The sequence below is a fragment of the Microbulbifer maximicatervae (SeqCode) genome (assembly GCF_052467325.1).
In genome coordinates, this window is the sequence record NZ_CP174310.1 from 3,432,213 (window position 1) to 3,456,605 (window position 24,393).

Here is a 24,393-nt window from a genome sequence, read left to right on the forward strand (position 1 = left end):
TTTTTCTCAATGCCCCCTAATAAAGCATACCTATTGCACCAGCCAACTTATACTTATCCTTCTCTGAAAATATTGTTAAAGTGACATTTCAAAGCCCAAAAGATTAACGGGCGTTCCTGCTTAAGCCATTATTTTAAAAAGAAAGACAATCAAATAAAGATGTATATATCAGTACAATTAGACGATCTGTCCGACGGTTCCATTAACAATCTTCTCGAAGCTCATCTACGGGAAATGTACCGACATTCCCCACCTGGAAGCGTTCACGCACTAAATCCTGATGAGTTAAATGACCCCATGATTACCTTTTGGGGGGCAAGAATTGATGGAGTTTTGGCCGGATGTGCTGCTCTAAAAGAGATCGACCCTAATTTGGGTGAAATAAAATCCATGAAAACTCATCCTCTGTTCCTGCGCAAAGGCGTTGCCCGCGCCTTGATAGAAAGAATATTGGAGGAGGCAAAGCAGCGTAAATATAAAGAGATAAAGCTGGAGACAGGCCGCACTGAAGCTTTTGCTCCCGCAATCGCTCTCTATCGCCGTTATGGATTTGACGATTGCGACCCTTTCAGTCACTATAAAAATGACCCTTTTAGCCTATTTTTAGGTAAAAAATTATAATCAATAGGTATTCTTTATCAGTCAGTGTGAGAGTGTTTGTTACTATGACGCTATCCAGAAGATCCTTTATTAAATATTCCAGCTTAGCTTCCCTTACTTTTGGTGGAGTCAATCTAACCGCTAAAGAGGCTATTACCAGTCTATCTATATCAAGTCTTCCCAGCCTGGAAATGCCTTTACAGGAGATTTACCCCGCAGTCTTTTCTGGCGAGATCTATGTAGCAGGGGGATTTATCCCATCGGATACAGCAGTTTTCTTCGGTCTCTCTCCAACTAAACAAACACATATCTTTTCTCCGCGGGAACAAAACTGGAGGCCAGGGCCCAATTTACCTGAATCAAGACATCACCTTGGCATGGCCAGTAATTCCAACAGCCTATATGGCATCGGTGGATTTTTTGGCGATTCTGATAGCGCTTGGCAAGCCCGAAATACCGTTTATAAACTTTCCAGCGAATATAAGCATTGGATAGAAACCAGCCCTCTCCCCCGGCCACTGGCTGAATCTATTTACACCAACATTGGGGAGAACATCCATGTCATTGGCGGTAGGGCCCCCGACGAACAGTCTAAAAATAGAGATACCAATTCTCATTATGTGCTTATAAGAGGGGATCATTGGGAGCAAGCAGCGCCAGCCAGTATCAAGCGAACCTCCGCAGGTGGGGCAAACTTAAATAACAGAATTTATGTTGTTGGTGGCCGCCAGGTTAGCGACAATAGTAGCAAGGCTAGGAATCTAACTTATGCCGAAGTTTATGACCCCAGCCTGGATAAATGGGAAAAGATCCGCCCCCTACCCCAGGCTGCTGCCGGACTCACAGTAACCCCATTAAATAATAAATTAATAGTTACCGGCGGTGAGGCATTTGGCCCCAATGGCAAATGGAAGACTGGTACAGCATTTAACAATATTTGGATTTACGATCCAGTCACAGATGATTGGAACAATCAGGGTCATTTGCCCCAGGCACGACACGGTCACGGAGCAGTAGCCCTAGGAGAAAACCTCTACTTGATTGGTGGAGCCTCTAAAGTTGGACCGCAAGAAACTCTCGCTTCCGCAATACAGCTGCACTGGAGCTAAGGGGCAATAATAAAGTGCCCTTGAGCAAACCCACAATGCCTCTGGCTTGCAGAGGCCCATTGATGGGATACATTAATTAATTGGGAGCAATGCTGCCATCAATATCTGTATAAATCTGATGGCGCTCAACTCCTAAATATCCAATATACCTATCCCGTATCTCACGCACATAGTTAACTGGCTCCCTGCCGCGCACGTAACCAAAACGACTATTGCGATAGTATTCAGGCTGGGACAGCAGCAACATGGCCTCTTCAACATGGCCAAACCACTGGTTAGGGTCCCACTCCAGTCGTCGGGCTAACGCCCTCGCATCCCTGACATGGCCGTGACCCGCATTATATGCAGCCAGGGTAAAATAGATCTTCTGCTCTAGGGGTATATTTTCAGGGAAACGTTTATCCAGCCACCCCAGATAAGATACACCTGCGCGGATACCGTTTTCAGGATCATACAAATTGTTAACTCCCATCTGTCGTGCAGTCCGAGGTAATACCTGCATCAAGCCCTGAGCACCGGCAAAGGAGCGCGCTTGGGGATTAAATTGACTCTCCTGGTACATCTGCGCAACCACCATACGCCAATCCCGATCGGTAGCCTCAGTATATTTCTTTACTATGGGATCAAAGGGCGATAGCTCATCAGTGCTGCGCAGGCGCTGCCCTTGATGTCGGAGGATACGCTTTTGCTCCTTGAAATATTTGTTGTAAGTAACGTTAAAGAACAGGTCCCGATTGTGCTTGTTCAGAAAGTTATTCAGTTGTTCCAATAATACCGGTTGGCCAGTTCGAACGGCCCAGGCGATATCTCGCTCCCCTGGCAACTCCCCCACTACAGTAAAGTCATCCCGGTAAGTGCTTTCAATGGCGGCCAAGTGTGAGTCAACTACGGTATAGGGAAAAATACCCCTGGCTACTGCATCAATAAGAAACTCACTGGTAGCGCCTTTTAGACGGTGGATCTGTAGCGGCACCATATCTTGCCCGTGCTGCTTTTCCATTATTTTGACCAGACTCTCGTGATAGCTCGTGGTGGGATTAACCACTACTGTTTGCCCAGAAAGCAGGTTCTCTGGAAGGGGTAGCTCTTTATCAGGCACCTTTGATTTTGCGGCTACTACCTGTTCCGTAACTGTCATATAAGGCTTGGAAAATGCCAATCCCTGCTGGCGGCGGGCCTCGGTAACAGTAAGAGATGCAGCAATCATGTCCCCCATTCCATCATTCAATGCCTCGACCAAATCCTGATCTTTATCGGGCACAACCATGCTCAGGCGTAATTTATGGTCACGGGCAAACTTCCTTAGCAGATCGTAATCAAACCCCATCAACTCACCGCGCCAGATAAAGTAGGAAGCGGGGTGATTGCGAGTAAGCACCCTTAAAGTTCCGCTCTCCTTTATTGCCTGCCAATCTCTCAGTGGCTGCTCTCGGTTCTGACTGGCCAATACCAATTCTGCGGTAAAGAACTCATTCAACTCACGCCTCAAAGCGATAGCATTTTTGCGTACAGCCCAGGCGATAGGCCTGCGGGAATCGAGTTCTGTGGTGGCTGTGAGTTGAGGGTAATCAGTTAGAAGTACATCGGCCAAATTACTATCAATAATTGTTGCGGGGTATTCACCCGCTGCTACAGCCGCGATAAGCTCGCTGGTTGCAACCGGCTTATCGAGGTAAGTGATTCTGTAATTTTCCGTATCGGCTCGCTGCTCCAGGGTTTCAGCAAATGCACTGCCCCGCCGCAGCACGACTTGTAAGGGCACAGCCTCTTCCACCTCGAACTCTTTATGAGTAATTAGCAACTCATCAACATATTGTAATGGGCGGGTAAAACCCAGTAATAACTTGCGTTCTTCGGTGCGGGAAAAATTGGTGGCAATTACATCCCCACGTCCATCAACAACCGCTGGAATTAAATCGGAAAAGTTATCTACGTAAACCCACTGAGGCTTTAATCCGCGGCTACGAGCAAAACTTTCCGCAAGTTTTCGCCACTCTGTTGCAGGTAGTCCTTCTCGTGGTAAGGCGCTCTCCTGGGGGCCCCTTGGGGCCAACAGGCGCAATACACCTCGCTCTAACAGGGCTGGCAAATCTCCTTGCTCTACATAATTTTCAAACTGCGGCTTTGCGGGCTGTTTATTCTGCGGCGTTGGTATCGGTTGTTGGGGAGATTCCGTTAAAACCTGTGAGTTTTCTACAACAGGATCTCTATTACTCTCGCATGCGGCAAGCAGCAATATTAAGACAAATAGCGGAAATATAACGAAAAACCGTTTTCTGCTCACAGTGCACCCTTTCTTATTCTATGAGAAGCATTACCCTTAACGCGCACGCTATGCTTCACAATATGGAATTGCCGCTGTTACAGAAATCGTACCAGTTTGCTGGGAAATTATCCCCTAAAAAAAAGCCCGGCAAAATCAATTGCCGGGCAAATATACGTTGGCGAATGTCGGATGTCTCTTACACAGAGTGACAAGCCTTTTTTATTCAGTGAGCGCTCTTATGGTTGCTATGATGACTTGGGTTTGCCCTTCAGCTCTGCCAACCTCATTTTTATTTCTTTGTTCTGCTCCTCGTCTGGAAGCTCGAACATCAGCGGCTTCGCCACTCGGGCAAAATACTCCGCATCTTTCTTTTGGTAGAGCTCTTCTGCCAGCCACTGGGCAATATGCAGCTCACGGGGGGCACGCTTGTAAGCCTGCTCCAGCTTTTCCAGATATTCCTCTCGGGGGTAATCCAGCATCTCCATAGCCATCGCCAGGCCAAACCAGTGAGATGCATTTTTCGGTTCTTCCTTCACCAGGAAGTCGAACTCCTCCCGCGCCATTTTCAAGCTGCGAAGATCCCGCTTACTACCGGGCGCCACCGCCTGCTGATTAACCGTTAACCAGGCATGGGCACTCAAGTACCAGAGCTGGCCTCGGTCCTTAGTGGGGACACTGGCCAAAAGGTGGCTGGCCTGGGGGAAATTACCCAATCGCAGATCGGCACTCGCTTTAATCGCAGCCAGCTCAGTACTGTAAATACCCGTGCTGTAGGCATACTCAATCAACTCATCCAAAGCCAGCAGGTTGTAACCGGACTGGGCGATAAATCCAGCCAGGATGCTCACCGACTCTCTTTTGCTGAGGCGTTTAACCCTAGGGCTGGCCTCTTTAAAGTCCGCGGGGATAGCGCCACTAAAATGTTCAAAGCTATCCGCCTTATAAGTGGCGACATAGGCCTTTTCAATGTCTTTCACCGACATCCCCAGCGCTTCTTCCAGGGCGAGTACTGGGTCGGCACCATCGTTATAGGCTTTGACGAAATTATCGAAATTATCCTGCTTGCCGCTTTTCATCATCAACCAGTGAGACAGAATCCAACCTCCGGCATAGACATCCGCCTTTTCGTCCGCATCGGTGTTGTACACTGTCGCACGCAACAGGTCTTCCAGCGGCATAAGCCCGGTATACATCAGGGTCATAGCCCGCTCGCTGGGAATGGAGCCAATTTCGTAGGTACCTTTTTCCGGGAATGACATGGTTGCCATAAATTCAGCAAACCCCTCGCTATACCAATAGGGGTAGTGGGTAGTGTTGCCGTTATAGCTCAGAAAATGGGTGTATTCGTGGAACAGGAATTCGCGTGCTTTGAGCTGCCTCTCAACGCTGCGACCATCCAGGTTTACCAGGGCATAGTTACCCTCCGCAGAGGTATCGAACAAACCGTTGGTCATATCCGCCAGCTCAACACCCACCAGGTTTGCATAGGTGTCCCGGTCTGCGGCCGCATAAATAGTTAATCGCTCACTTTTTGGATCTGCATCGAGTAACTCCAAGGCCACTGCGCGATAGCGCTCCAGGTCTGCTACCAGACTTTTGACTGCGTTGGGATCACCGTCGGTAATCACGCGAAAATTATCACTGTCGACTTCATACCAGGTCACCTCCCCCAAACCACGCGGCGCGGCGTAGGCTGAAGCGATAAATCCGAAACAAAGTACTAATAGAACAACTGAACGAGAAACCATAGTTCGGGCCACCGAGTCATTGTTGCTGAAGCCCTCCCTAGCTGATTAGCGAAGACGACACAGTACCGGTTTTCACTGATCAAAAAAAGATCAATTTGATCACAAAACAGCTTTTCGACTGTTTTTGTGTGACCGGAAAGACACAAAATAGATAGCTGTTCACAAACAGTTTTCTGCAGCAGATTGCGACATGAAGCGAGACAAACGTCTCAAATTTAGCCCTATTTACGTACAAAACTAGGATGAACTCCTATAGTACGGGGTCGACCAAGGAGGGAATCCTGGTCAAAAAAATAATAATGATTTCATCAGATGAGAGAAAACTAATGAATACCAAGCCACTACTGGCGCTGCTTGGCGGCGCCCTAATGTCTGCTCATGCCTGGTCGGCACCGGAATATATCGCCGACGTGGATATTACTTCTTTTGACGGTACGGTCCTGGATGCGAACTTATTTATCCCGGAAACGCCCGCACCAGCAGACGGTTACCCCACCGTTATTTTTACCAACAGCTGGGGGCTGGAGAAGCACCAGTACCACTTCCAGGCCAAAGAGCTGGCAGAAAACGGCTACCTGGTGCTCAGCTACTCCACCCGGGGATTTGGGCACTCGGGAGGACTTGTTGACGTCGCAGGGGATAACAGCCTTAACGATGTGGGAGTCCTGATCGACTGGCTGGAAACCAATTACCCGGTGGGCAAGCTGGGTATGGCCGGAATTTCCTACGGCGGTGGAATTTCACTACTGAGTGCTGCCAAGCACCCTCGCGTCGATGCAGTAGCTGCGCTATCCGGTTGGGCAGATGTAGTGGAAGCTTTGTATCCGAATGAAACCGTCAACCTGGTATGGGGCACGCTGCTTGTTACTACGGCCTTCCAGAAAGAAGCTGAACTCGAGCAGGTATGGAGCAACCTGCGCGATGGCGAAAATATGGAACAAGTAATCACTTTCGGCGCGCAGCGCTCCGCGGTGAGTTACGTGGACGAAATTAATCAAAACGGCACAGCGGTACTGCTCTCAAATAATTTCGCCGACTACCTGTTTAAACCGAATAGCATGACCGATTTCTATTCCCTGCTCGAAGGGCCCAAGAAACTCATGCTAAACCCCGGCACCCACGCGATTACCGAGACTCTTACCGGTAACAACGGCCATATCTGGTCCACCAGTTTCCGCTGGTTCGACCACTACCTAAAGGGCGAAGACAACGGGATCGACACCGAACCCAAGGTGGATATGACTGTGCGCATCAGCAATGAGCTGGAGCAGTTCGAGGACTACCCGGTAACGGACGAGAGCACCACTTGGTACCTGCAGCCACGCTTTACCATGTTTAACAATGCAAAAATGGAGAGCGACAAGTACGACGGTTGGAGCTGGAGTAACGAATTCCACGGCGGCTCAGATACCTTTGCAGGCACCGGTATCCCGCTGGTTTCCGATGCACTGGAAGGCTTCGGTATCCCCGTTTACGCGCCCATGATCGCTATCAACGGCTACTACGCCATCGAGTACAAATCACCGATTCAGTGGGAAACCCTGAAGATTCGCGGCGAACCCAAACTCGAAATGTGGGTGGAACCCAGCAAAAAAGAAGTGCAACTCAACGTGCACCTCTACGATGTGGGTCCGTTGGGACTGGGGCGTCTGATAACTCACGCCCCCATTACCCTGCATTCAGACAAGTCTGGGCAAAAACAAAAGTTCGAAGTGGACTTTTTCACCACCAGCTACGATGTCCCGGTTGGCCACCGTGTAGTATTGGCCATCGATACTCAGGGTTATATCTACCAGAAGCCGGAAAATACCAATTACACCATCACAGTGCCCTACAGCAGCAGCAAGGTCTCTAGCCTGACCGTACCGCACCTGTAGGTCTCCCCACAGAAACCCGGCATCCACTGCCGGGTTTCCTCCCACCTTCCCCTCAGCCCAACTATTTGCATCGCGTAATTTTTCTCCAAAGCGGTACAATCAGCCTTTTGGCTGAGTGCTCCCCCTACCATGAAAAAGAACATCCCGCTCGCCCTGCTAACTGCGGCCCTGCTCTCAGTAGCAGGTTGTAACCCCGCAGAAAAAGCATCGGAACCAGCAAAAACCAATACTGCCCAGGAAGTCGAGGCTAAAGGCCTCGATTTTGATAAGGCTCCCGAAGGGCGCCTGCCCGAGGGCACCACCCCCTTGGATTACCAGCTGGAACTGGTGCTGGACCCGCGCAAAGACTCCTTCACTGGCAAGGTGGATATCGATATCCAGCTGGCGGAAGGTGCCCGACATATTTGGCTGCATGGCAAAAACCTGGATGTGGGCGAAGTCTACGCACAGCTCGATGACGGCCGCCAGATTCCGGCCGAATACCGGGAAGTACTGGACAGTGGTGTTGCCGCAGTAGAGTTTGCGGAGAAGATCGATGCGGGCAGTTTCAAACTGCACATCGACTACAGTGCTGCATTTGATCGCAACCTGGCCGGGCTTTTTAAGGTCGAGGAACAGGGCGATGCCTATGCCCTGGCAAAATCTGAATCGATCCAGGCCCGCAAGTATTTACCCGGCTTCGACGAGCCAGGCCTGAAGGCCCCCTTTACTGTCAGCCTGACAATACCCGAAGGCTACGCAGCGATTAGCAATGGGCCCGAGCTGAAGCGCGAAGCGGCAGGTGACGGCATGGAGAAAGTCATTTTCGCCACCACACCACCGATGTCCACCTATTTACTGTCCCTATCAGTTGGCCCATTTGACCAAGTTGAGCGCCCAGCCATACCGCCGAGCAAGTACCGCAAAGACCCCATACCCCTGCGCGGCTTCGCCCGTAAAGGTCGCGGTGAGGATATGAACTACATCCTCGATATCACCCCCAAAATGGTGGAGACCTTCGAGACCCAGCTGCAACGCCCCTACCCATTCAAGAAGCTGGACATTATTGCCGCCCCCCAGTGGCCCAGTGGCGCTACTGAGTTGTCTGCGGCAATTACTTATCGCGAACAGCGTATCCTGGTGGGCGACAACCCCGCTCCCGGCACCCGCCTGGCTCTCGTAGAAGTTCATGCGCACGAAATTGCCCATATGTGGTTTGGCAATCAGGTCACCCCTCCCTGGTGGGACGACCTGTGGCTGAAAGAAGGTTTCGCTACCTGGGGGGAGGCGCTGGCCCTCACCATTATGGAACCTGAAGAGGGGCACGACCTCAACGCAGCGACTTATGCGATCGGCGCCATGCAGCTGGACTCCCTGGCCAGCACCCGCGCCATTCGTGAGCCCATCGCGGACAACAACAATATTCGCAACGCCTACGATTCGATCACTTACTCGAAGAGCCTGGGCGTTATCCACATGGTGGACACCTATTTCGGAGCGGAAAACTTCCGCCCGGCACTGGGGCGCTACCTGGAAACCTTCTCCGACAGCGTGGCCGACTCACCACCCTTCTACAAAGTGATCGGCCAGGAAACCAACACCCCGGAACTGACCGAGACTTTCCGCAGCTTTGTCGAGCAAAAAGGGGTTCCACAACTGGATATCGCCATGGACTGCAATAGCGACGGCAAGGCCTCGCTAGTGGTTCAGCAGAGCCGTTACAAGCCACTCGGCTCCCCTATCGCCGACGCCAGCGATAAATGGAGCATCCCTTTCTGCTTCAGTACCGATAGCGGCGTGCAGCAGTGCCAGATCCTGACTGAGCCAAGGGAAACCCTGGAGATTACCGGCGGTGCCTGCCCAAATTGGGTAATGCCCAATGCCCAGGGCAGCGGCTACTACCGCTGGAATCTTCCCAAGGCGCAGTGGCAGGCACTGATTAAACAATTTGCCCAGTTCTCTGCCACTGAGCAGCTGTCCATTATTGACAGCGCCTTCTCAGCTTTCGAGGCCGGCAATCTCACCGCAGTACCACTCCTCGAAGTAGTGCGCAAATCCGCAGTGGCGGACAAGCGCCAGGTGATCACCATGCCACTGCGCTACCTGCAGAAGTACCGGGATAACTACCTGGGTGAATCCCAGCGCTCTGCATTCCTGAATTTTGCCCAGAACTTGTACCTGCCGATACTAAATCGCAGCGCCAATATCAGTGATAGCGACCAGCAGATGCTGCACAGCGACCTGCTAACCTTTATGGCGCAAGTTGCAGAAGATCCTGACTCACGCAAGCAGTTACAGGAAATGGCAACCGCCTTTACCGGCTTTAAACAGGAACGGAATGCGAAGGCGTTAAGCTCTGACCTATACCAGGCAGCCCTGAGTGTGGCAGTACAGGATGCGGGGGAGGATTTCCTCGCACACCTGATCAAAGTCCGCGCCGAGCTGGATGATCCCCGCTTTGAAAATGCCAGTGCCAATGCCATCGGTACCAGCAACAATCCCAAGCAAGTGGAAACCATTCAAGCATTAGCGCTCAGCGACGAAATGGGGCCGAGAGAATCATTTGGCCTGATCCATTACGCCCTGGCCCAGCCCAGGGTTCAGGAACAGCACTGGGAGTGGCTGCAACAGAACTTTGACAAGGTAGTAGATAAGATTCCGGCCCAGATCCGCCGCCGCACCCCATCACTTGCCGCTGCCTTCTGCGATAAACAGCACCTGGGCGAACTGCAACAACTCTTTGCCCAGCAAGGTGATTTAGCCCCCGGATACCAGCGCAGCCTCGCCCAAGCCGAGGAGCGAATCCAGCTGTGTATGGCACTGGAGAAAAAAGGCAAAGCGTTAATGGGGGCATTGCCGAAGGCAGTCAATCTCGCCGCTAAGCAATAAAAAACAGAAGTTGTTATTTAAATAGCAATTCGAAAAGGCCGGTATTACTAAGCAATACCGGCCTTTTTTATTACTGAGCGTATTTGAGTTAAACGGTTATGAAGAAGCGGATTTATTGTGCTTGCGCAGTCGGAAAGATAACCAGATCAATGGCAGTCCCAAAATAATCGCATAGGCACCGATTACCCAGAGTAACGCCAGAGCACCAGCCCCGGGGCTGACTAAAATCGCAACTCCGAAAATCACCGAGAGAACACCAATAGCGATCAAAAGCCACTCGTTATCAATTTCCTTGCGCAGGCGAACAGCACCGACAATCTCAAAGATACCCCTCACCAGGGCCCAGGCACCGATAAAAACGACCAACACTAAAGCGGTAACCTGCGGAAAAATAAAAGTCACAATTCCCGCAGCTAAACTTATCAGCCCCGAGATAATCAACCACCACAGTGGAGTGGACTTATGCCGCCCCATCACCGCTGCAACCAGGGAAAAAATACCATCCAGGAAAGCGTAAACCCCAAAAAGCAGCACCAGGGTCAACAGGGACAATCCCGGCCAGACAAAAGTCAGCACGCCGAAAATCACCGCGACAATACCGCGCAGCAGGAGTAGCCACCAGTTTGCAGACAACACCTGCAAAATAGGTCCGGTCGCCAGGGGAGGAGTGTCAGCGGGCATAGAAAAGTCCCCAGGTTGAGTAACTTTCCATATTGAAGAGTCCCTTACCATCAGGGAATTGAATTTTTCCCCGGCGGTTTTTAAGGAGCATCTGAATAACTCCTTAAGGCAGCCTACGAGCGCGGCCAGGCAGTCGACTCTGCAAAGACTGTGACCGCGCCGCAGACCACTATTTTCAGTGTAGCTCTAAACGACAATAGGGAAGTTACGCAAACTGCCCTGCGGGTCATGAAAGGAGAATGGGGAAGAATACGTTCGAGAGAACGGCAGCCCGAACGGGCTGCCGCAGTAGCATAATCAGGCCAGAGCGCCGATCACACCACGCAGTTTATCCACAACAGCATCGATCTCGTGCTTCTCGATAATTAGCGGTGGGGACATACACAGGGCATCGCCAATACCGCGGGCCATCACTCCAGCTTCCCAGGCCATGCCAGAGACTTTAGCTCCGTATTTCCCTTTCAGATCCTGCGGCGCGCGCAGCTCAATAGCGCCGACCAAACCGTAATTGCGCACATCGATCACATTGTCCAGGTCAGCCAGGCTGTGCAAAGCATTTTCCCAGTGCTGGCCAATTTCACCGGCAGCGCGGGTCAACAGGCCTTCGCGCTCGTAAATATCCAGAGTCGCCATACCCGCAGCACAGGCAACCGGATGTGCTGAGTAGGTATAACCGTGGAAGAATTCCACCGCACCATCGGGAGCCGCATTCATCACGGTTTTATAAATTTCGTCGCTGACAAATACCGCACTCAAGGGCACTGTGGCATTGGTAATCCCCTTCGCGGAGGTGATCATATCCGGGGTCACACCGAACTCCGTGGAGGCAAATGCAGAACCGGTACGGCCCCAGCCGGAGATGACTTCATCAAAAATCAGCAGCAGGTCGTGCTTATCACAAATTTCCCGCAGGCGTTGCAGGTAGCCTTTGGGAGGCAATACCACACCGCCGGCACCGGCAAATGGCTCAACAATCACAGCGGCAATCTGGTCGGCACCGTGGAAAGCTACCAGTCTCTCCAGGTCTTCAGCCAACTCAATACCGTGCTCCGGCAGGCCACGACTGAATGCATTGCGCTCGATATCCAGGGTGTGACGCATATGGTTGGCTTTCACCGGCTGGCCAAAACCCTGGTAGTTGGGAGGAATACCGCCCACAGAAATACCGCCGAAGTTTACTCCGTGATAACCCTTCTCACGGCCGATAAACATAGTGCGAGTGCCCTTGCCGCGTACACGCTGGTATTGCAGGGCAATTTTCAGGGCGCTCTCAACTGCCTCGGAACCGGAATTACCGAAGAACACATGGTCCAGGCCATCGGGAGTGTGCTTTACCAGACGCTCGGAATACTCAAAACCCAACTCGTGACCAAAATTAAAAATAGAGCTGTAGTCGAGTGTTTTTGCCTGTTGGTAAATTGCCTCTGCAATTTCAGAACGGCAGTGACCCGCATTGCTGCACCACAAACCCGCAGTCGCATCAATAACCTGGCGACCGCCTTTCTCCGTGAGATAAATCCCCTCGGCGTGCTCTACAATTCTCGGTGCAGACTTAAAGGTGCGGTTGGGGGTAAACGGCATCCAGAAAGCATCGGTTTGCATCTCAGACATAGTATTAATCTCCGCAAGTTCCCTGAAGTTTCAAACTCTTAAGTAGGGGAGCCACAGGCTCCCGAAAATCTGTTCGGGCGCTTGTCACCTAGGACAAGCGCAGGCCAGTTGTGTTCAGACCGGGACTCAGGCCCCGAAACAGCAATATTTGGTCTCGTAAAATTCGGCCATACCCTCGACACCGCCCTCGCGGCCAATACCGGACTCTTTAACACCACCGAAGGGTGCCACAGTGGTGGAGAAAACCCCGGTGTTACAGGCAATCATGCCGTAGTCGAGCGCCTCTACCACACGATTGGCACGGCGAATGTTTTCACTCATCACGTACGCCGCCAAGCCGTAGGGCGTTTCATTGGCACGGCGAACCACATCTTCCTCATCGGAGAACTTCTGTACCGCCGCCAGAGGGCCAAAAATTTCCTCCTGGGCGATACGCATGGTATCGGTAACTCCAGTGAGGATGGTTGGCGCAAAAAAGTTATCGCCATTGGCCAGCTGCTCACCGCCAATTTCAATTTTTGCTCCGGCCGCAACCGCGTCCTGTACCAGCCCCTGAACCCGGTCCACAGCCCTGCGGAAGATCATCGGGCCCATATTGACCCCTTCATCGGTAGCGTGACCGATCTTCAGGGCGGCAACCTGCTCGCGCAGCTTTTCCACAAACTCATCGTGCACGGATTCGTGCACGTAAATACGGTTGGTGGCCACGCACACCTGGCCCGCATTGCGGAATTTGGTCGCCATACAGGCGCTGACTGCGGTATCCATGTCCGCATCGTCAAATACGATAAACGGCGCGTTGCCGCCGAGTTCCATGGACATTTTTTTCACGGTGCTGGCGCACTGGGACATCAACAGCTTGCCCACAGCAGTGGAGCCGGTGAAGGTGAATTTGGCCACACGGGGATCTTGGGTCAGAACCTTGCCAATTCCCGGGGAATCACTGCCGGTAACTACATTGATAGTCCCCTTGGGCAGGCCCGCTTCTTCCGCCAATTGGCACAGCGCCAGAGCAGATAGTGGCGTCTCCAGGGCCGGTTTGATCACCACAGTACAGCCCGCCGCCAGTGCCGGACCCGCCTTGCGGGTGATCATGGCATTGGGGAAGTTCCAGGGGGTAATACAGGACACCACACCCACCGGCTGGCGGATGGTATTCAGGCGCATGGCCGGGTTGTGGGTCGGGATTGTCTGGCCGTAGGCCCGGCGGCACTCTTCCGCGAACCACTCAATAAAGGAAGCCCCGTAGATAATCTCACCTTTCGCTTCCGCTACCGGCTTGCCCTGCTCCAGGCTAAGGATCATTGCCAGGTCATCGCTGTTATCCACGATCAGCTGGTACCAGCGCTTGAGAACCGCAGCTCTCTCACCGGCTGTAAGGCGGCTCCAAGCGGGAAAGGCTTCACTGGCAGCCGCCACCGCCGCCTCGGCATCCTCTGCGGTACCGTCGGCCACACGGCCCAGCAACTCGCCATTTGCCGGGTCACATACATCTACAGTGGCGGCAGCGTCACGCCATTCGCCCGCTATATAGTTCTGAAATTTCAACAGGTCCGAATTTGCAAGTTTCACAGGGAAATTCCTAGTAAATAGATGTTATTAGTAGTATGCGGCGATTCTGGCCGCAGCTGACTGAGGAGAATAGTAGTATTTTTCCAACTAAAGTTTATATTTATCAAACTTTAATCGAATCCGCAGCCCGCAGCGCCGGAAACAACCTGGAAGTGCAGCTATGAGCAAAACCAAAAACGCCCTGGGAGGCCGCCTCAGCGATATGGATTTGCGCCTGCTGCGCGTCTTCCGCGAGGTTGTCCACGCCGGAGGCATCACCCCTGCCGAAGTCACCCTGAATATCAGCCGCTCCACGATCAGTGTGCATATCTCCGACCTGGAGACACGGCTGGGTATGCAGTTGTGCTTGCGCTCTCGAGGCAGGGCCGACTTCAAACTGACCCCGGAGGGGGAGGCCTTGTATCGGGCTATTTTGGAGCTCGATGGGCACCTGGATACCTTCAAAAGCCAGGTCAATGCAATCCAATCCCAACTCACCGGTACCCTGCGCCTGGTAATGCCCGACGATGTATTGGAAATACCGCAACTGAACTTGCCCGGAACTATTGCACAACTGCGTGAGAAGGCCCCGCAACTCCACCTGGAAGTACAACTGGCCGCCCCTCAGGAACTCGAGTTGGAAATCCTCGCAGGCCGCGCCGATATCGGTATCAACCCCCTGCATTCACGTCGACCGGGGCTGGAGTACCAACCCCTGTTTTATCACCAATCGATTCTCTATTGCAGTAACAGCCACCCCTGTGCCCAGGTGTCAGCTATTGATGAGGAGCTACTCACCCAGCAGGAGTTAGCTGCGCCCAGTCATACTGTTCTCTCTGGTGCGGCGCACCTGTATCGATTGTTTCCCAAGCGATCCACAGCCAACCATATGGCGGCCAGGTTGGCGATGATACTTTCTGGATGCTTTGTGGGTTTCCTACCGGAATACCTGGCCCGCAGATATGTCGGGGAAGGAACCCTGCACCCCCTGCTGCCGGAGAAGTTTCACTACCAAATACAAAATGCTGTCACCTTCAAGAAAAGTGCAACAACTCATCCCGCTGTGCAGCTTTTTTTGGAAGCCTTGCAAATCAATAGACAGATATAGCTACTGCTATTTATCCCTGGTGATACTGAAATAATCGAGCCAAGAATCCAGTAAATAGAGAGATAACCATTTCAAAAATTACCAACTACTTATGATCGATCCTCTATTGTGGAAATTGTCATAATAATTAAATAAATTTAAACATAAAAACACAAGCAAAAAGTAAATCATCTGTAACTTAATGCGCCACAGTGGTAATCTCCTCCTCCAATAGAATTACAGGGATAACCCGTGATAGATTTTAAAAACTCACCAGTATTTAAACTCAAGCCTATAGATATCTCTGAATCCAGGGATGACTTTAATAAGTTCCTGATCGAGGGGGAGTTTATTTTTGCAGGTTTTAAAACTATTCGCGATCAGGTAGTTTTCACCAACAAACGCATTATTGCCGCCAATGTTCAGGGTATCACCGGTTCAAAAGTAGACTACACCTCTTTGCCTTTCAGCAAGATACAAGCATTTTCTGTTGAGACCGCTGGCACTTTTGATCTGGACTGTGAAATAGAAGTTTATTTAAGCGAGATCGGTAAGGTAAGGTTCGAAATAAGAGGCTCTTTCGATCTTATTCAGTTCAACAAATATATCAGCCAATACATATTGGACTGATATCAACCCTTAGTAAATATACAAAATAACTGGGGCCCAGCAGCCCCCACAACTTTATCAATCAACCCGATAGTAGAGAGGGATGTCCATGTCGCAAATCTGGTTAGAAAGCCTAATTACTGAAAATGCACAACAAGGCTTTGAACTTGCAATGAAACTATCCAGGATGGGAGTAAAATACACCCAGCCTTCAGATGAAGTACGGGGTAAGCTGAGGTCCGCCTATGAGGAAAATGCAGACAGCCTGATCGCCTCCTCTCAGGTTGTTGCCATTAACTTCCAAACCGTTGCAGCAGCCAATAATTACTGGCGCGGCTAAAGGGTTAAGAATGCGTTATCTTTGTAGAACGGGTAACGCATTCGAGGGAGCCTCTGAATAACTCCGTAATGCCTCTGCGGGCCTTGAAGGCTGCAACGCAGCAGCTGTAGCCTTCAAGGCCCGCCCTTCGGGGCTCGCAGAGCGATTCACACTCCGCGTTGCGACTTCTTGAAAGGTCTAGACATTCCTGCGAAGCCGCGCCTTGATTGTGAACCGCTCTGCAAGCCAGAGGTATCACGGAGTTATTCAGAGGCTCCCTAGATCTGCAAACATTCAAACAACTTCCCTTCATCTCCTCCTCAATAATTTATAGTCTTTTAGTACTACAAACACTCTGATTCTGTACTAAAAATTAGCCATCACTATAGGTAGCTGCAAGATCGTCATATTCACCGTTGACGATCTCGACCTTATTGATATTTATAAACATTGCGATACTGTCTTTGGCACAAGATAGATTAACTCAACGATCAGTAATATTGCGCCTCAAATGGGAAGGTGAATGAGATGGAATACAATGACGATGAAAAGTACTTAATTCAACTTTGGGAAACCCATACCGAGGCCGAATTCGACCTAAAAGATGCCGACGCCGCAATTGCTACCATGACCGAAAATCCCGTATTAATTCATGTACCGGTTAATACCGGCGCAACGGGAAAAGAGCCCTTACGAAAATTTTATAGGGATATATTTATTCCTCAAATGCCAGCGGATATAAATTTACAGCTTCTTTCCCGCACCGTGGGCAAAGACAGCTTAGTGGATGAGTTTATTCTTCACTTTACCCATTCTATTCGTATGGATTGGTTCGCACCTGGTATCGAAGCAACAGGGAAGAAGCTATCAGTCCCCCATGTGGGAATTATTAGCTTCTCCAATAGAAAAATCAGCTCTGAGCATATTTACTGGGACCAAGCGACTGTCTTGGATCAATTGGGTATATTGCAGTTAGGTCTACCAGTAACAGGAAGTAGTCAATGTCATCGCTTGCTAAATAGTAATGCTCCGGCAAATGAGCTGATACCGTAAATTTTATACCCAAAGGACAAAATCCAAGCCAACGCTCAGGCTGACCAAATGGTCACGCTCGGACTGAGGAAAGTATCCATAACTGAATCTAAAACGTGAGGACTTGCGTCTAACTACTGTAATTTAAATAAATGATATAGCGATTAGGATTTGCGGTAACATCAGTAGATTACCGTTTTCACTAATATATTTTACCGAATTGGTAGGGGTAGTTATGCGAACACTTGGAAATTTCCTCTGGTTTATCCTTGGCGGTGTCATTATGGGACTCTGCTGGTGGTTTTGCTCGCTGATTGCCTTTATCAGTATTATTGGTATTCCCTGGGGAAGAGCCTGCTTTGTAATCGGCAAATTTTCCTTTTTCCCTTTCGGTAAGGAGGCAATTTCCCGAGAAGAACTCACCCTGCGCGGTGATATTGGGACAAGTGGCTTTGGTCTAGTCGGAAATATTATCTGGTTCCTATTGGCTGGTATCTGGCTTGCTATTGGCCACCTTCTGCATGCTATTGCCTGTTTTATTACCATTATTGGTATACCTTTTGGTTTGCAGCACCTTAAGCTTGCGGCAATTTCACTCTCTCCGATAGGAAAGACTATTGTCAGCAAGGAAGTAGCCCATTCAGCTAAAATGCGTAATGCAGATGTTGAAGTGACCAGATTAAGAAGTGGTACTTAAGTAAACATACATTAACAATGATACCGTACCAACTTGGGGCTATTACTAAAATAGCCCTGAGTTCTCAAGTCCCACCGCAATAAATTAATAAAAAATTTTTCAGATCAGAAAAATCACTTTATCTATCTTGTTATAAGCAGGCATTACCAATTTAAAGCATTCAATTTTAAGCTGTTTTATCGCTGTCAAATTCAAACTTATTCATTTCGTGTAGTACTTAGCCAAACTATAGAAGCTAAATAATAAAATAAGGATATTAAATGAAAAACCTAACAAGACAAATCACTGGCTCAATTATGCTTTCTTTGGGACTTGTTGGTCTAAGTGCCTATGCAGAGCCAGTAGAAAGTACAGAACCCGCACAAGTTATGCTTTTTGGTAGCTTTCACTTTAGCCACTTCAGCAAACCCAGTAAAGATGTAGTGAAAACACAAGTTATTGATGTTTATACCGAAGAAAGTCAAAGGTATTTGGAGGACCTATCCTCACGGATTGCCGCCGACTCGCCAACACATGTTCTTCTGGAATGCCACACCAATGACGAAAGTAAAATTAATCAGCGCTTTGCCAAATATGTCAAGGGTGAGCACAAGCTAAATAGAGGAGAAAGCGAACAGCTGGGATTCAGAGTAGCCAAGAAGTCCGGCCTGCCTAAAGTCATCTGCTATGATGCTAGCCAAGATCTCCCCTATGGCGAACTTTTATCCTATCTAGAAAGTAATTCGCCCGAGCGAAAAAAAATAACTGATGAATTTTTGAAGGCTTGGGGCATTCGATTTAATGAGATGCATGCCTCACTGTCATTGGAGGAAATTCTGGATAAGCACAATGACCCCACTGAAGATAAAATAAACGTAGGCTCCTATATAATGCTCAATGATGTTGGCCAAGGTGATAACTTTATTGGGGCCGATCTATCCTCCAAATGGTGGTCCAGAAACTTCCGTATGTATGCCAATATCCAGGCCGTCGCCCAACCGGGTACCAAAGTTTTCGTTCTTGGTGGACAGGGGCATAGCTCTATAATGAGACCGATGCTCGAATTGGATGATAAACGTGAAACTTGGGATGTCCGCAGTTATTTCTAAAGAAGTCTCAACACCAAAGTCAGCCCCTTAGGGGGAGGAGCCCTGCCACTGGTTTTATAGATAGAGTAGAACTTTATCTACACCCCAAAGGCAGGGCGCTATGGATATCTATAAGACCTTATTATTCGGTATTCTTTTCAGTCTAATACCACCGTGTACAGCTGAAGAACCCCCTAAAGAAGTACAAGTATCGGCAGGAAAGCTTGAAACACTGCCCTCCCTGACACTGGAAGGGCTTGCTGAACGCCCTATTCGTGTATGGCTGCCTGATCAATATCCCACACAAAAACCCTATGCAGTCCTTTACATGCACGATGGACAGATGCTGTTCGACAGTAAAACCACCTGGAATGGCCAGGAGTGGGGCATGGATGAAGTCGCCTCTCGGTTAATAGCAGAAAAAAAGGTACGTCCCTTCATAGTTGTCGCTATCGATAACATTGAGACACTTCGCCACGGTGACTACTTCCCCCAGAAAGCTCGGAGTTTTTTGCCTAAAGAAGCTTCACAGGTCCAACATCCATTTAGCCAAGCCGAATTGCGTGGAGATCTTTACTTACAATTTTTGGTGACCAAAGTTAAACCCTATATTGATAGTCATTACGCTGTGAGTGGTGATCCCAGCGACACCTTTATTGCCGGCGCGAGTATGGGAGGATTGATATCACTCTATGCGGTCACAGAGTACCCCGAAGTGTTCTCTACGGCTGCAGCTATATCCACCCATTGGCCAGGGATTAACCCTAACGACAAACTACCAATAGCTGAGGCTATTCGCGACTATCTAGAGGCAAATTTACCTAAGCCTGGAAATCACCGATTTTATTTTGACCATGGTACAGAAACCCTGGATGCTTATTACCCGCCTCTGCAACGGGCTGTGGATAAAATCATGCGCCGGAAAGGGTATTCCTCTTCAAATTGGCAAACCCAAGTATTTGAGGGTCATGCCCATGATGAGAAATCATGGAATTCTAGACTCGGTGAAATATTAATATTCCTATTTGGAAACCCTCAAACAGACGCTTGAATTACTTTTTTATTTCAGATGCCGGCGTCTATATAAATAAAAGACATAGTTGCCGGCAATCCAACTTATCCCTTAAGACTACTTTGCTACTTTGTGGCATCCAACAATAGTTCTGCAACTACACTTCTCTATCAAGCTCCCAATAGTTTTTGGCAGACAAATAACTATTGCGATTGAAGCTTTTCCTAACGCATTACTTCTCCTGCGACAAGAATGAAACGTAAAAGCCGAACTGTTCTTTTAATACCTGGAATTTTTGATCGAGGAACCTCCTTGCTTAGAATGCAGCACGAATTAGCTGCCGAAAATTATGACGTACACTATATCCACCTACGCTATAACTCCGGCTGGCATGGTATGGAACACCTTTCGTCCCAGCTTCTCGCAAAATTGGAGCACATCGTAGATAAAGAAACTACCTGTACCCTGGTGGGATTCAGCATGGGAGGGATAATCGCTCGGTATTATTTACAAGCCCTTAATGGTTTGGAGCGGGTGCATAAATTTATATCAATTTCCTCTCCCCACCATGGTAGTTACTGGGCAAACTTTCTTCCTTACAAAGGTGGGAAACAATTGCGGATCGGCAGTGATTTTTTACGCGCGTTGAATTTGGGCATTCAAAAATTGGAGGTTACCGAGCCGGCTTCAATCTGGACACCCTATGACATAACCATTATGCCCCATAGTAGTGCTATCCTGGGCTTGGGAACATCCTACGAAGTTCCAGTGATACTACATCGAATGATGCCGCTAAGTAGCAAGGTAATTTCATTACTAAAACGGGAAATTAAATCAGGATTGGATTAAGAAGCTCACTGACAGAAACTAGCTTTAATTTTATGAGTTTAGCGAGAAGTAAGGCATGGACAGCCCAGAAGAAAAAACTTCGATTACAGATAAGGCAATTCACAACTACTATCGAAAATTTGAAAGTCTGATTGCCTTAATTTTGACTTTTATTATTGTTGTAATCGTAATAGTCGCGATCAGTCGCCTGGGATATTCAGTATACAATATGCTGCTGGTGGGAATGCAGGACCCTCTGGACCATAAAGTATTTCAAACGATATTTGGCGAGATTATTACTTTACTGATTGCACTGGAATTTAGCCATACACTTCAATATGTAGTTACACGTCAACAAAGTATTATTCAAACCAAAGTTGTCGTACTTATTGCTATTTTGGCTTTATCCCGAAAATTTATTATTTTAGATCTGGATAAGGTCAATGCTGGCGAACTTTTGGGATTATCTACTGCCACTCTCGCGCTGGGCCTTACTTACTTAATATTGAAGCTTAAAAATAGTAACTAAGGGTACTATTGCAAACCAGACAGTAATCCGGGGTGGAGGAACACCTCCACCCTCTCACTATATTAACTATCTTCACGTAGAGCGTGATGTAACCTTACCGGTGGGGTCTTACGGACTTTCTTGCTGCGCATACGCAAATTGAGGAACTCCACAGCCATTGAAAACGCCATGGCAAAGTAGATATATCCCTTAGGTACATGGACATCAAACCCTTCAACCACCAGAGTTAAGCCCACCATAATTAAGAAGGATAGTGCCAGCATTTTCACGGTAGGATGACGATCAACAAAATCCCCGATTGGTTTAGCCGCTACCAACATAACGATTACCGCCAGAATAATCGCTATTGCCATGATTGAGATCTCGTCGACCAGTCCGACAGCGGTAATTACAGAATCCAAGGAAAAGACAATATCCAATAGTGCAATTTGTAGTAGCACCATCCAAAATCCCGCACTGCCGAGCGAGGATGCACTCTCCTCTTCACCCTCGAGACTATTGTGAATTTCATGGGTAGCTTTAGCGATTAGGAACAGTCCTCCGCCAACCAAAATAATATCACGCCCTGAAATTTCCATGCCATAGATGCTAAATAGTGGCTCGACTAAGCCCATAATCCACACAATAGAGAAAAGCAGAGCCAACCGGGTCACCATTGCCAGGGTAAGACCAATAAAGCGCGCGGGCTCTCTCTGTTTTGGAGGCAACCGTCCAACCAAAATGGAGATAAAGATAATATTATCGATGCCCAGCACTATCTCCAGCGCCGCCAACGTGGCCAATGCTATCCAGGCCTCAGGGCTGGCTATCCACTCAAACATACGGTCTAATCCTTATATAATTTATTATTTAATAAGCCTTTAATGGACAAATACTTTATTTTTCTATTCTGGCTTTATCACTTCAAAATCTAGGTATCTTCCTCCAGCCAAGCTTTCGCCTCAGTTTCTGATTCAAATGTTCGATATTCACCACCAATAAACCAGCTACCTACTTTTCCGGCGACTTTTAGCCAGCGTTTATCTGAAAGTACGGCAACCCGGTTAAACTCCCGGCCGTATTCAATACCCAACTTAAAATCATCCCAAGCCGCCCGAGGCTCCCACCCCTCCAATTCTCGAGCATCCATAAATACGTTTATCTTTGGGTGCTCAACTTTTTCTATTGCTGCGGTCAACATTGGTACCATGGTTTCGTAATCATCATGGGTCAACTTACCACGGGCCTTCACAGTAAGGAAAATATAATCGGATTTCTGTTCCAAACCGATAGACACACCATGGGACGTAACAGTCATAAAACACCTGTAAATCTCTTACCAATTATCACTACATAATCCATACTTTAATCATCGAAAAAGCCATGAATTAATGAGTTAAGATAAAAAGATCATATTAATTGAAAGGCGATAGGTTTAAGTATTTGAATAGCTACTCTCTTACAAGCTGATAGTATCAGAACCACTGCCATCAAACTGTACCAGACAGAACTCATTTCCAAAGGGGTCAGTTAATGAAGACTTAACTCCCCATTCTTTTTGCTGGATTTCACCCTGTATCTGTCCACCAGCATCGACCACCTGCTCTATTGCCAGAAGCAAATCCTCTACAACAATATCCATATTTACCGGCGTCCAGTGCCGATCATAGCTACCTATATTTTTTTTACTGTTTATCGGCCAGATCCCCGAATCCCTTTGCTGTAGAAATATAGGCACAGTGCCACCGAGCATCTCAATCATATCCGTTCCCAGACGGCGACCTTCGTAGAGGCCAAATGCATCTCGATAAAAATTGATCGCCCGGTTTAAGTCATCGACATCAATGTTGAGAAGTACTTGCATTGTGATATGCGACCCACAAAACTCCGCTTTAGTCAGCTCCTGCTGGCTTGGGTTCTCCACATTGCCAGCAGTAATCAAAAGCTGCACCGTTATCTTCCCCACATGCCTGGCAGAACCAGCTATTCGAATCCACCTCAGCCTCAGCCAGGACCTGTCGGGCTCGCTCCAAATCGCGGTCACGCTCTAACCATAATTCTGGCCAAACCTGGTTGGGGGATAATTCACCAGTAGCCCCCTGGGCATATTCATTTTTTAATTGTGTTTTTATTCCCGCAACTTCAAGTCGACTCTTTACCAACTCAACCAACAAACGGTTTTCATGGGTATAAATAAGTTTCATAATTGGGCCGCACAAATATCAGGAATCCCCAGATTACACAGCTATTAATCTGCAAACAAACCCTGCTTCTGCCAAGCAGGCAATTCCTGAAAATTCTCAGCGTACACCGATCAAACCACAATTTTCATATTCACAGTATTTCTCTTCTCCAACCGTAATGATCTCCAGAATAGACTCTACGGAGTCAACTGCTGAACGGCTGTTCAATAGAATTCTGCCTGAGCGATTGGCAATATATTCAAGGACAACTTTTCCTTTTCTATTGCGATGCTCAGCAATTTTCTGCCCTTTTCTGACTTGATCACCACGATTGACAAATAGCCTGATCCACTCTCTTTGCCTCTGCTTGAGATTGTTATTGTGAGACATACTCGTATAAATTTTTTCTGCGCTAACAAGCCCTGCTATTTCGCCAAAAATTGGCGCTTTTTCAGCATGGGCATAGGTCGCACCAATGGCACTTAAAGCCACAAATAGAACGGTAGTTTTGTTCAAATCAGCACCCCTACACGCTATAAAACTCGTGAACTGGAATACTCATATCCTGAAAATGTCGCCCCAAACTTTTCTCAGGGCAATAAGTTAGGTATAGCTGACTAGATAATTCACGCCAGAAAATCCACTGCGCGTCGATCCAGCAGCTGGTATGGAGGTAGAGGGAGATAAACACTGACTACACCGGAGCCCTGTATATCTAGTGGCAATTCCGGGGTGAGTGG

Annotated in this window: 23 protein-coding genes; 13 read left to right on the top strand and 10 right to left on the bottom strand. The window is 48.7% G+C overall.

Going from position 1 to position 24,393, the window contains the following annotated elements; all coding sequences use genetic code 11:
* Nucleotides 1–159 precede the first annotated feature (159 nt).
* Nucleotides 160–621 carry a GNAT family N-acetyltransferase gene (locus ACJJIE_RS15275; protein ID WP_282930911.1) on the top strand — a complete coding sequence of 154 codons (462 nt, stop codon included), beginning with the start codon at nucleotides 160–162 and terminating at the stop codon, nucleotides 619–621.
* Nucleotides 622–665: 44 nt separating this feature from the next.
* Nucleotides 666–1,709 (top strand): Kelch repeat-containing protein, encoded by a 1,044-nt coding sequence (locus ACJJIE_RS15280; protein WP_444892247.1) that lies wholly within the window; start codon nucleotides 666–668, stop codon nucleotides 1,707–1,709.
* A gap of 76 nt (nucleotides 1,710–1,785) precedes the next feature.
* Here the strand turns inward: ACJJIE_RS15280 and ACJJIE_RS15285 are convergent, their stop codons facing one another.
* A complete protein-coding gene (locus ACJJIE_RS15285; protein WP_444892248.1) occupies nucleotides 1,786–3,993 on the bottom strand; it encodes a transporter substrate-binding domain-containing protein in 2,208 nt (735 codons plus the stop codon).
* 227 nt (nucleotides 3,994–4,220) lie between these two features.
* Nucleotides 4,221–5,723, bottom strand: coding sequence for a hypothetical protein (locus ACJJIE_RS15290; protein ID WP_282930908.1), 1,503 nt, complete (start codon nucleotides 5,721–5,723; stop codon nucleotides 4,221–4,223).
* Between the two features lie 326 nt (nucleotides 5,724–6,049).
* On the opposite strand from ACJJIE_RS15290, the gene ACJJIE_RS15295 reads away from it, so the two are divergent.
* Nucleotides 6,050–7,600, top strand: coding sequence for a CocE/NonD family hydrolase (locus tag ACJJIE_RS15295; RefSeq protein ID WP_444892249.1), 1,551 nt, complete (start codon nucleotides 6,050–6,052; stop codon nucleotides 7,598–7,600).
* Nucleotides 7,601–7,729: 129 nt separating this feature from the next.
* Complete coding sequence (locus ACJJIE_RS15300) at nucleotides 7,730–10,468, top strand: M1 family metallopeptidase (protein ID WP_444892250.1); 2,739 nt, start codon at nucleotides 7,730–7,732, stop codon at nucleotides 10,466–10,468.
* 96 nt (nucleotides 10,469–10,564) lie between these two features.
* Here the strand turns inward: ACJJIE_RS15300 and ACJJIE_RS15305 are convergent, their stop codons facing one another.
* The 3 genes from ACJJIE_RS15305 to ACJJIE_RS15315 all read right to left on the bottom strand — a co-directional run bounded on the left by ACJJIE_RS15305 (nucleotide 10,565) and on the right by ACJJIE_RS15315 (nucleotide 14,332).
* On the bottom strand, nucleotides 10,565–11,149 hold the full coding sequence (locus tag ACJJIE_RS15305) for an HdeD family acid-resistance protein (RefSeq protein ID WP_444892251.1): 585 nt from the start codon (nucleotides 11,147–11,149) through the stop codon (nucleotides 10,565–10,567).
* Nucleotides 11,150–11,446: 297 nt separating this feature from the next.
* Nucleotides 11,447–12,760, bottom strand: a complete 1,314-nt coding sequence (gene aptA, locus ACJJIE_RS15310) for an omega-aminotransferase AptA (protein ID WP_282930904.1) — start codon at nucleotides 12,758–12,760, stop codon at nucleotides 11,447–11,449.
* A 126-nt stretch (nucleotides 12,761–12,886) separates the two neighbouring features.
* A complete protein-coding gene (locus ACJJIE_RS15315) occupies nucleotides 12,887–14,332 on the bottom strand; it encodes an NAD-dependent succinate-semialdehyde dehydrogenase (RefSeq protein ID WP_444892252.1) in 1,446 nt (481 codons plus the stop codon).
* Between the two features lie 160 nt (nucleotides 14,333–14,492).
* Here ACJJIE_RS15315 and ACJJIE_RS15320 point away from each other — a divergent pair, with 160 nt between their 5' ends.
* The 9 genes from ACJJIE_RS15320 to ACJJIE_RS15360 all read left to right on the top strand — a co-directional run bounded on the left by ACJJIE_RS15320 (nucleotide 14,493) and on the right by ACJJIE_RS15360 (nucleotide 21,491).
* Nucleotides 14,493–15,419, top strand: a complete 927-nt coding sequence (locus ACJJIE_RS15320; RefSeq protein WP_444892253.1) for a LysR family transcriptional regulator — start codon at nucleotides 14,493–14,495, stop codon at nucleotides 15,417–15,419.
* 231 nt (nucleotides 15,420–15,650) lie between these two features.
* Nucleotides 15,651–16,028 carry a PH domain-containing protein gene (locus tag ACJJIE_RS15325; protein ID WP_282930901.1) on the top strand — a complete coding sequence of 126 codons (378 nt, stop codon included), beginning with the start codon at nucleotides 15,651–15,653 and terminating at the stop codon, nucleotides 16,026–16,028.
* 88 nt (nucleotides 16,029–16,116) lie between these two features.
* A complete protein-coding gene (locus ACJJIE_RS15330; RefSeq protein ID WP_108734816.1) occupies nucleotides 16,117–16,347 on the top strand; it encodes a hexameric tyrosine-coordinated heme protein in 231 nt (76 codons plus the stop codon).
* Nucleotides 16,348–16,854: 507 nt separating this feature from the next.
* On the top strand, nucleotides 16,855–17,379 hold the full coding sequence (locus ACJJIE_RS15335; protein ID WP_444892254.1) for a nuclear transport factor 2 family protein: 525 nt from the start codon (nucleotides 16,855–16,857) through the stop codon (nucleotides 17,377–17,379).
* A 214-nt stretch (nucleotides 17,380–17,593) separates the two neighbouring features.
* Nucleotides 17,594–18,055 (top strand): YccF domain-containing protein, encoded by a 462-nt coding sequence (locus tag ACJJIE_RS15340; protein WP_282930898.1) that lies wholly within the window; start codon nucleotides 17,594–17,596, stop codon nucleotides 18,053–18,055.
* 260 nt (nucleotides 18,056–18,315) lie between these two features.
* Nucleotides 18,316–19,143, top strand: coding sequence for a DUF5694 domain-containing protein (locus ACJJIE_RS15345; RefSeq protein WP_282930897.1), 828 nt, complete (start codon nucleotides 18,316–18,318; stop codon nucleotides 19,141–19,143).
* Nucleotides 19,144–19,243: 100 nt separating this feature from the next.
* Nucleotides 19,244–20,173, top strand: a complete 930-nt coding sequence (locus ACJJIE_RS15350) for an alpha/beta hydrolase (RefSeq protein ID WP_282930896.1) — start codon at nucleotides 19,244–19,246, stop codon at nucleotides 20,171–20,173.
* Between the two features lie 213 nt (nucleotides 20,174–20,386).
* A complete protein-coding gene (locus tag ACJJIE_RS15355) occupies nucleotides 20,387–20,983 on the top strand; it encodes a lipase family alpha/beta hydrolase (RefSeq protein ID WP_444892255.1) in 597 nt (198 codons plus the stop codon).
* A gap of 55 nt (nucleotides 20,984–21,038) precedes the next feature.
* The gene (locus tag ACJJIE_RS15360; RefSeq protein WP_282930894.1) at nucleotides 21,039–21,491 is read left to right on the top strand and encodes a phosphate-starvation-inducible PsiE family protein; all 453 of its coding nucleotides are present in this window, start codon (nucleotides 21,039–21,041) and stop codon (nucleotides 21,489–21,491) included.
* 62 nt (nucleotides 21,492–21,553) lie between these two features.
* On the opposite strand, the gene ACJJIE_RS15365 is transcribed toward ACJJIE_RS15360, so the two are convergent.
* From ACJJIE_RS15365 to ACJJIE_RS15385, 5 genes are all read right to left on the bottom strand, one after another.
* Nucleotides 21,554–22,312 carry a TerC family protein gene (locus ACJJIE_RS15365; RefSeq protein WP_444892256.1) on the bottom strand — a complete coding sequence of 253 codons (759 nt, stop codon included), beginning with the start codon at nucleotides 22,310–22,312 and terminating at the stop codon, nucleotides 21,554–21,556.
* Between the two features lie 89 nt (nucleotides 22,313–22,401).
* Nucleotides 22,402–22,788, bottom strand: coding sequence for a SpoIIAA family protein (locus tag ACJJIE_RS15370; protein ID WP_413663643.1), 387 nt, complete (start codon nucleotides 22,786–22,788; stop codon nucleotides 22,402–22,404).
* A 141-nt stretch (nucleotides 22,789–22,929) separates the two neighbouring features.
* The gene (locus ACJJIE_RS15375) at nucleotides 22,930–23,421 is read right to left on the bottom strand and encodes a VOC family protein (protein WP_282930891.1); all 492 of its coding nucleotides are present in this window, start codon (nucleotides 23,419–23,421) and stop codon (nucleotides 22,930–22,932) included.
* Nucleotides 23,363–23,674, bottom strand: coding sequence for a putative signal transducing protein (locus tag ACJJIE_RS15380; protein ID WP_444892257.1), 312 nt, complete (start codon nucleotides 23,672–23,674; stop codon nucleotides 23,363–23,365). The genes ACJJIE_RS15375 and ACJJIE_RS15380 overlap by 59 nt, the downstream gene beginning before the upstream one ends.
* A gap of 96 nt (nucleotides 23,675–23,770) precedes the next feature.
* Nucleotides 23,771–24,169, bottom strand: coding sequence for a hypothetical protein (locus ACJJIE_RS15385; protein ID WP_413663646.1), 399 nt, complete (start codon nucleotides 24,167–24,169; stop codon nucleotides 23,771–23,773).
* Between the last annotated feature and the right edge of the window lie 224 nt (nucleotides 24,170–24,393).